Annotated in this window: 7 protein-coding genes and 1 pseudogene; 3 read left to right on the top strand and 5 right to left on the bottom strand. The window is 66.3% G+C overall.

Annotated features, from left to right (window positions below; all coding sequences use genetic code 11):
* Nucleotides 1-60: 60 nt before the first annotated feature.
* From ACHAAJ_RS12670 to ACHAAJ_RS12650, 5 genes and pseudogenes are all read right to left on the bottom strand, one after another.
* On the bottom strand, nucleotides 61-459 hold the full coding sequence (locus ACHAAJ_RS12670; RefSeq protein ID WP_435728554.1) for an RNA-binding S4 domain-containing protein: 399 nt from the start codon (nucleotides 457-459) through the stop codon (nucleotides 61-63).
* Nucleotides 460-532: 73 nt separating this feature from the next.
* On the bottom strand, nucleotides 533-1,738 hold the full coding sequence (locus ACHAAJ_RS12665; protein ID WP_435728553.1) for a glycerate kinase: 1,206 nt from the start codon (nucleotides 1,736-1,738) through the stop codon (nucleotides 533-535).
* Between the two features lie 25 nt (nucleotides 1,739-1,763).
* Nucleotides 1,764-2,105, bottom strand: coding sequence for a PucR family transcriptional regulator (locus ACHAAJ_RS12660; RefSeq protein WP_435728556.1), 342 nt, complete (start codon nucleotides 2,103-2,105; stop codon nucleotides 1,764-1,766).
* A 460-nt stretch (nucleotides 2,106-2,565) separates the two neighbouring features.
* A pseudogene (locus tag ACHAAJ_RS12655) lies at nucleotides 2,566-3,006 on the bottom strand (sugar diacid recognition domain-containing protein); the annotation flags it as partial.
* The gene (locus tag ACHAAJ_RS12650) at nucleotides 2,936-3,715 is read right to left on the bottom strand and encodes a DeoR/GlpR family DNA-binding transcription regulator (RefSeq protein WP_435728552.1); all 780 of its coding nucleotides are present in this window, start codon (nucleotides 3,713-3,715) and stop codon (nucleotides 2,936-2,938) included. The gene ACHAAJ_RS12650 and the pseudogene ACHAAJ_RS12655, both read right to left, overlap by 71 nt.
* A 291-nt stretch (nucleotides 3,716-4,006) precedes the next feature.
* Between ACHAAJ_RS12650 and ACHAAJ_RS12645 the strand changes: the two genes are divergently transcribed.
* Genes ACHAAJ_RS12645 through ACHAAJ_RS12635 form a run of 3 tightly spaced genes read left to right on the top strand, consistent with a single transcriptional unit; the run spans nucleotide 4,007 to nucleotide 7,195 of the window.
* Nucleotides 4,007-5,368, top strand: coding sequence for an ABC transporter substrate-binding protein (locus ACHAAJ_RS12645; protein ID WP_435728551.1), 1,362 nt, complete (start codon nucleotides 4,007-4,009; stop codon nucleotides 5,366-5,368).
* Between the two features lie 22 nt (nucleotides 5,369-5,390).
* The gene (locus tag ACHAAJ_RS12640; protein ID WP_435728550.1) at nucleotides 5,391-6,299 is read left to right on the top strand and encodes a carbohydrate ABC transporter permease; all 909 of its coding nucleotides are present in this window, start codon (nucleotides 5,391-5,393) and stop codon (nucleotides 6,297-6,299) included.
* Nucleotides 6,299-7,195, top strand: coding sequence for a carbohydrate ABC transporter permease (locus tag ACHAAJ_RS12635; RefSeq protein WP_435728549.1), 897 nt, complete (start codon nucleotides 6,299-6,301; stop codon nucleotides 7,193-7,195). The genes ACHAAJ_RS12640 and ACHAAJ_RS12635 overlap by 1 nt, the downstream gene beginning before the upstream one ends.
* The last annotated feature ends 7 nt before the right edge of the window (nucleotides 7,196-7,202 follow it).

Below are 7,202 nucleotides of genomic sequence, written 5' to 3'. Positions count from 1 at the left end.
AGCGCTCGCGACGACACCTACGTCTGCCAGTCGATCGAGCCGGAGGATATGGGTAATACGCTATCGATCGCGTGGTTTCAGGGTTTCGCGCAGTCTTTCCAGCTCGCGTCGGTCTTTCTTGGTCGGGCGACCCGCTCCGCGCTCGCGCACGGGAACGGTGGCCACAAGCTCCTTCGGTCGTTCCGGCGTATGGTCCACGAAACAACGCGCCGCCGCCTCCGCGCCGACGCGCTTGACGATGAGTCCACGAATCTCGAGGATGCGCTCCGACCCATGCTGACGGACCCGGACCGTGTCACCCGGAACAACCGTTTGCGCGGCCTTTACCGGGCGTCCGTTCAGCCGAACGTGGCCGGCCCGGCAGGCCGCCGTCGCAGCGGAACGCGTCTTATACGCGCGGATCGCCCACAGCCAGGCGTCGATGCGCACGGCGGATAGGACTTTCGGAGTCGTCTTCATGTGCCACCGAGTTTACCGGCGGGCCACTCGGGCGCCAGTTCCCGCGCACAAGGTCGCGCGCCGAAAACATCGATCAGGAATCGCTCTTTGTGCCGAACGCGCGCGGCGAATTGAGCGGATGGGCAAGCGCCGAACACAGGTGCGCCGCGGCATCCTCAATGAGCGCCTCGGCGTCTGCGACCAGTTCCGGCAGGGTCGCCGCCCCCCGCGCGATGGAAACCGCGGCGGTGATGCCGGCCTCGCGGCATTGGAGCGCCGTGAGCTGCACGGTTCCGGCCACAACGACGACGGCACTCGATGCCGGCGCCATGCGCCGGACCGCGTCGATGACCTTCCCGCCGAGCGACTGCGCGTCCAGGCTCCCCTCTCCCGTCAGCACGACGTCGGCTCGCGCCAGGGCGGCCCGCAATCCCACGGCGTCCGCCACGAGCTCGGCGCCGGGCACTGTCTCGGCTCCGAGCAGTGCGACCAGCGACAGCGGCAATCCACCGGCCGCACCGAACCCGGGGGTGGCCATAAACGGTTCGGCACCTGCCGCCGATTCGGTGGTGCGGCCGGCCAGCACGCCGGCGAGGTTCTCCAGGCCCGCGTCGAGCAGCGCGATGTCCGACGGCGTCGCCCCCTTTTGTGGACCAAACACCGCAGCGGCGCCGCGATCGCCGCACAACGGGTTGTCCACATCGACGGCCACGCGCCACCGGACGGCGGCCGCGCGTGGATGTAGCCCGGACAGATCCACGGAACGGACGTCGGCCAAACCCGCGCCGCCGGGGGCCACGGGCGAACCGGTCTCGTTGAGAAACCGCGCGCCGAGGGCCGTGAGCAAGCCGGTTCCACCGTCCGTGCTGGCCGAACCGCCGATGCACAGCAGGATCTCGCCGACGCCGTCGTCCAGCAGGCGGCGCGCGATGAGGCCCACCCCATGGCTGTCGGCGCGCAGTGGCTGCAGCGGAACGTCGGAGACGTGCGGCAGACCGTTGCCCTCGGCGGCCTCGATGATCCCGGTTTTCCCGTCGGCCGAGACACCATAACTGGCGGTCCGGGGGCGACCGAGGGCGTCCGCTGCCGGGACCATTATGGGCTCGCGCATCCAGCTGGCGAGCAGCGCGTCGAGCGTTCCCTCTCCGCCGTCGGCCAACGGAACCTCGAGGATCTCCGCGTCCGGTCCGTAGGCCGCACGTGCTCCGCGGGCCATCGCCGCGGCGGCTTCGGCCGCGGAGGCGCTGCCCTTGTAGGAATCCGGCGCGACGACGACTATCGGGGAACGTGTAGTGGGCATGCCTTCGACTCTAGGGTGCCCGCACTCACGGGACCACAGCCAATCTGCCCATAGTTCGGGTCGACGAGACTGAAAGTTGTGGTTGTTCTGCACACCCGCGCGCATCAACGAGCGGCGATGCGTTCCCGGCCTGCGGGGGAAGAATCAACGACCGGGCAGCGACCAGACCCAGCCGCAGGGACAACGCCTGCCGCGGATCGCGCGGATTCAGGCCCGTGGACACGGCTATCCGATCCAGTCTTTGGATCACGGTGTTGCGGTGCGCAAACAGGGCCCTTGCGGCTCCGGAAACGGAGCCGCCGGCCTCCATGAAGGCGTCCAGCGTCTGCCGCTGGATGGCCGAGAGGGTGGCAACGCGTGCCGCCATGTGCCGCGAGCTCTCGCGCGGCATGCACGCGACCGCCAGTTCCGCAGCGAGGTCCCGGACGTGCAGTCCACCACCGGACGGGGGCAGGACGTCGGGCCTGGCGGCGAGGGCGGCCAGAGCCTTCGCCGAGTCCTGCAGCGAACGGCACGACGCCGGAACTCACCGCCGCGGCTGCGAGTGCACCGGCGTCGTGTTCCGACGTACCGAGAAGGACCCATGTCGCCCCTCGGAACGAGGCCCACCGATAGCGGCCCGAGCGCGCGAACAGGTCGGTAACGTCGTCCGAGGCGCCTGCCGCGGCCGTCGCGGGGGCAGCGGTGGAGTCGGTGGGGGAATCGACGCGGACCGAGCCCCCGGAGGGCGGCCGCAACAGTGCGGCGAGTCGCCACGGCGGAGCAAGGGGAGCGGCGGCGTTCGGGGATGCGGGCCGCGCGAGCGCATCGCGCCTGGCCGCGGCGTCCACCTCCCGTTCGCGTTCGAGGAGCAGCTTGAGGGCCAGCGCCGCGACTTCGGCGAGCGGGGATACCGTCGCGGGATCGCCGGACAGACCGACGACGCCCACGACGCGTCCGTCGATCTCGAACGGCATATTAGCGCCCGCGAGGCCGCCCTCATGCTCCTCGTCGCGGTGGATCAGCACGGCCGTGCCCGTCGCGGCCGCCTTTCGGGCTCCCGCATGCAGCGTCCCGATGCGCGCAGTATCGCGCGAGGCGATGATGAGGCCCGTCGCGTCCATGACATTGACGTTGTGCCGCAGGGTAGGCGAGATTCGGTCGACGACGCGCTGCGCCGGCGTACTGCTCAGGGGCGTCTCCACGGTGTCGCCATCTCTAGCGCGCCACAACAACCGAGTCGATCGACTGGCGAAGCGTCTCAACGGCCTCCGACGGCAGCGCCGCATCCGTCACCAGTACGTCCGCATCGGACAGGGGTGCGATGTGGCATAGCCCGGTGAGGCCCCACTTCGTGTGGTCCGCGAGCACGATGTGCTGCGCGGCAGAGGCGATGAACGCCTGGTTGACCTGTGCCTCGAGCATGTTCGGGGTCGTAAACCCGTCCTCGGCGGTCATCCCGTGGACGCCTATGAAACACGCGTCGACATGCAGGTGGCGGAGGGCCGCGACGGAGAGCGGGCCGACCAGGGCGTCCGACGGCGTACGCACCCCGCCGGTCAGAATCACGGTCTGCGTGGTGTTTTCCGCCGCGTAGAACACCTCCGCGATGCGCGGCGAGTTCGTGACGATGGTCAGGTCCGCGATACGCGTGCAGTGCCGGGCCAGCGCGTAGGTGGTGGTTCCGGAGGTCAGGGCGACAGACATTCCCTCGTGAATCAATCCGGCCGCAGCCTCCGCGATCCGGTCCTTCTCCGCGGACTCGAGGGTCAGTTTCTTCACGAATCCGGGCTCGACGCTGGTGGCGGCCTGTTCGCGGGTCGCGCCGCCGTGGACCTTGACGACGGCGCCGCGTGCCGCCAGCGCGTTGAGGTCGCGGCGGACGGTCATCTCCGACACGCCAAGTTCGGCAGACAGCGCGGCGACGCGCACCTGTCCGTGCTTTTCGATCCTGTCGAGGATGTGTTGCTGCCGATGCGGCGGAAGCATCTCAATCATGAACCCGCCTCCATTTCGCTGGTTGTATATGGACAGCCTAGCCATGATGCAAAGAAAACGAACATGCTCTTGCTCCATCGTGTTCACTTAAGTGCTCATCGCGTGAAGGCCGTTATCTGCAGTATTACTCCGGGAAACCGCGATATTGCATGACCTGTTGTGTTGGACTGTGACCCGTGTCATAGTTGCCCAGAGTTGTTTTGAGTACGTTTATGGTCGAGTTTGATCGATTATTCAGAATTGCCAACCCGTTACCGGTCGGCCCAGTGCGTGAACTTCAAAGGAGAAACCGTGGCTATCCGTTCCAACCCCGTCGCCGGAGGGCGGCTGTCGCCAAGCCCACTTGGCCTCGGACCGCTGTCCAGCGTCCCCGTCACTCGCCGCAACGTCCTGGGCGGCGCCTTCGGCCTCTCGACGCTGGCGGCGCTCACCGCCTGCGGCGGATCGGGCGGTGCCGGCGCCGTTTCAGCGGGCACCGGTGCCATCAGCCTGGGTTCCAACCAGTCCGACGCCGTTCCCAAGGCCGCGTACCAGCAGATCGTCGACGCGTTCGTCGAGGCCTCCGGCTCCGAGGTCCGCATCAACACGATCGACCACAATACCTTTCAGGAGCAGATCAACTCCTACCTGCAGGGAGAGCCGGACGACGTCTTCTCGTGGTTCTCGGGCTACCGCATGCGCTTCTTCGCCGACCAGGGCTTGGCCGGCGACATCTCGTCCGTCTGGGACACGATCGGCGACAACTTCAACCAGTCCTTCAAGGACGCCGCTACCGCGTCCGACGGCAAGCAGTACTTCGTGCCCCTCTCGTACTACCCGTGGGCGGTCTTCTACCGGAAATCAGTGTTCGCGGACAAGGGCTACACGGAACCGAAGACCCTGGACGAGTACATCGCGCTGAACGAGGAAATGCTCAAGGACGGACTCACCCCCATCGGCTTCGCGGACAAGGGCGGCTGGGAGGCCATGGGAACCTTCGACGTCCTGAACATGCGCATCAACGGATACGAGTTCCACACCAAACTGCTTGCCGGCGAGGTTTCGTGGGAGTCGCCCGAGGTCAAGGAAGTGTTCAACACGTGGGCGAAGCTTCTGCCCTACCACCAGGAGGGCGCGCTCGGCCGCGACTGGCAGGAGGCCGCACAGGGTCTGCTGCAGAAGAAGTCCGGCACCTACCTCCTCGGAATGTTCGTGTCCCAGCAGTTCCAGGACGCCGAGGGTGGCGAGGCCCTCGATGACCTGGACTTCTTCACGTTCCCCGAGGTCAACGCGGATTTCGGCACAGACGCCATCGACGCGCCGACCGACGGGTTCATGATGAGCTCCAGGACCCAGAATGCGGGAACGGCCAAGCAGCTGCTGGAGTTCCTCGGTGGTGCGGAGGCTGAACAGGTCAATTCGGAGGCGGACAAGGGCATCGTCGGCCCGGCCAACAACATCGACACGTCCGGCTACACGGCGCTGCAGAAGAAGGCGGTCGAGGTCGTGGGCGGGGCGAAGCACATCGCCCAGTTCCTGGACCGCGACACCCGCCCGGACTTCGCCTCCACGGTGATGGTCCCGTCGCTGCAGTCCTTCCTCAGGGACCCCAAGGACATCGACACGGTGCTGCAGGACATCGAGGCCCAGAAGAAGGCCATCTTCGTCGGCTGACCCCGGCCAGGAGAGGAACACCATGACTTCGACAACCATCAACCGCCCGCGCCCGGGCCGCGGCAAGGTCAGGCGGTATTCGGGCTCGGACCGGATCGTCATGGCCCTGATGCTCGGCATCCCGGCACTCATTGTCCTGGCCTTCGTCTGGGGACCGGCGCTGGCATCGGTGTTCCTTTCCTTCACCCGTTGGAACGGCGTGACGGCCATCGAGCCGGTCGGGACGCAGAACTACGAACAGATCGCCACGATCTATCCGCCGTTCTGGCCCGCACTGCAGCACAACCTGATCTGGCTGGCCGTCCTCGGTCTCGTCGCCACGCCGCTGGGTCTTTTTCTGGCCGTCCTGCTGGACAAGAACATCCGCGCAAGCCGCTTCTACCAGAGCATTTTCTACCTGCCCGTGGTGCTCTCCCTGGCGCTCGTTGGCTTCATCTGGACCCTGCTGTACTCGCAGGACCAGGGCCTGATCAACCAGCTCACCGGAGCCGAGGTGAACTGGCTGGGGGATCCGGACATCAACCTCTGGGCCGTCCTGGTGGCGGCGGGCTGGCGCCACGTCGGCTACATCATGGTGCTGTACCTGGCGGGCCTGAAGGGCGTGGACCACGCCATCAAGGAGGCCGCGGCGATCGACGGGGCCAACCAGGTCCAGACATTCTTCCGCGTGGTCTTCCCGACGCTGAAGCCCATCAACGTGGTGGTTCTGGTGGTCACGGTGATCGAAGGGCTTCGGGCGTTCGACATCGTCTACATCATCAACAAGGGCACCAACGGACTGGAATTGCTGTCCGTGTTGATCACCAACAACATCATCGGCGAGGCCAGCCGGATCGGTTTCGGATCCGCCATCGCGGTCATCCTGCTGGTCATTTCCCTGGTCTTCATCATCACCTACCTTGTCCAGACCTTCCGGGAGGAAGAACGCTGATGGCACTCTCCACACCGCTCCGCTCCGACCTGCCCACGGACACCACCGCGCCGCAGGAACCTCGCCGCAAGGCGGCGGCCCGGCCGGGCAGGGTTGTCCTGCACATCAGCCTCGCCGTCTGGGCCTTCTTCTGGCTCACGCCGCTGATCTGGGCCGTCTACACCTCCCTGCGCCCGTACTCGGAGACCGCGGTCAAGGGCTACGTGTCGCTGCCTGACACTCTCAACTTCGACAACTACGTCGCCGCGTGGACCCAGGCCGAACTGCCCAAGTACTTCTTGAATTCGCTCCTGATTGCGGTCCCCGCCGTCGTCCTGGTGCTGTTCCTGTCCTCGATGGCCGCGTTTGTCCTAGCCCGCTTCAGCTTCGGGCTGAACATTCCGCTGCTGATGTTCTTCACGGCCGCGAACCTGCTCCCGCAACAGGTCATCATCACCCCGCTGTACCGGATGTTCCTCTCCGTCGGGCTCTACAACACACAACTCGGCGTGATCCTGATTAACGTGGCCTTCCAGATGGGCTTTTGCGTCTTCGTGCTGAGCAACTTCATGAAGGCGCTGCCCCCGGAGCTCGGCGAGGCCGCCCAAGTCGACGGCGCGGGCGTTTGGCGGCAGTTCCATCAGATCATCCTTCCCTTGACCCGCCCGGCCCTCGCCGCCCTCGCAACCTTGCAGTTCGCCTGGATCTACAACGACTTCTTCTGGGCCCTGGTGCTGCTGCGCGACGGCGACGCGATGCCGGTCACGAGCGCGCTGAACAACCTCAAGGGCGCGTTCTTCACCGACAACAACCTGGTGGCCGCCGGTGCCGTGATGATCGCGCTGCCCACCGTCGTAATCTTCATCGCCCTGCAGAAACACTTCGTCGCCGGCCTGACCTTCGGCTCCAACAAGTAGGACAACC

The sequence above is a fragment of the Arthrobacter arnarulunnguaqae genome, assembly GCF_051262515.1.
Taxonomy (GTDB): Bacteria; Actinomycetota; Actinomycetes; order Actinomycetales; family Micrococcaceae; genus Arthrobacter_N.
Note: the sequence above shows the minus strand (reverse complement) of the source record. Positions and strands in the feature narration are given on the sequence as shown.

Coding starts and splice junctions, on each gene's coding strand:
- ACHAAJ_RS12640 (WP_435728550.1), top strand. CDS start 5,391: ATGACTTCGACAACCATCAACCGCCCGCGCCCGGGCCGCGGCAAGGTC.
- ACHAAJ_RS12660 (WP_435728556.1), bottom strand. CDS start 2,105: ATGGCGGCACGCGTTGCCACCCTCTCGGCCATCCAGCGGCAGACGCTG.
- ACHAAJ_RS12665 (WP_435728553.1), bottom strand. CDS start 1,738: ATGCCCACTACACGTTCCCCGATAGTCGTCGTCGCGCCGGATTCCTAC.
- ACHAAJ_RS12635 (WP_435728549.1), top strand. CDS start 6,299: ATGGCACTCTCCACACCGCTCCGCTCCGACCTGCCCACGGACACCACC.
- ACHAAJ_RS12650 (WP_435728552.1), bottom strand. CDS start 3,715: ATGATTGAGATGCTTCCGCCGCATCGGCAGCAACACATCCTCGACAGG.
- ACHAAJ_RS12670 (WP_435728554.1), bottom strand. CDS start 459: ATGAAGACGACTCCGAAAGTCCTATCCGCCGTGCGCATCGACGCCTGG.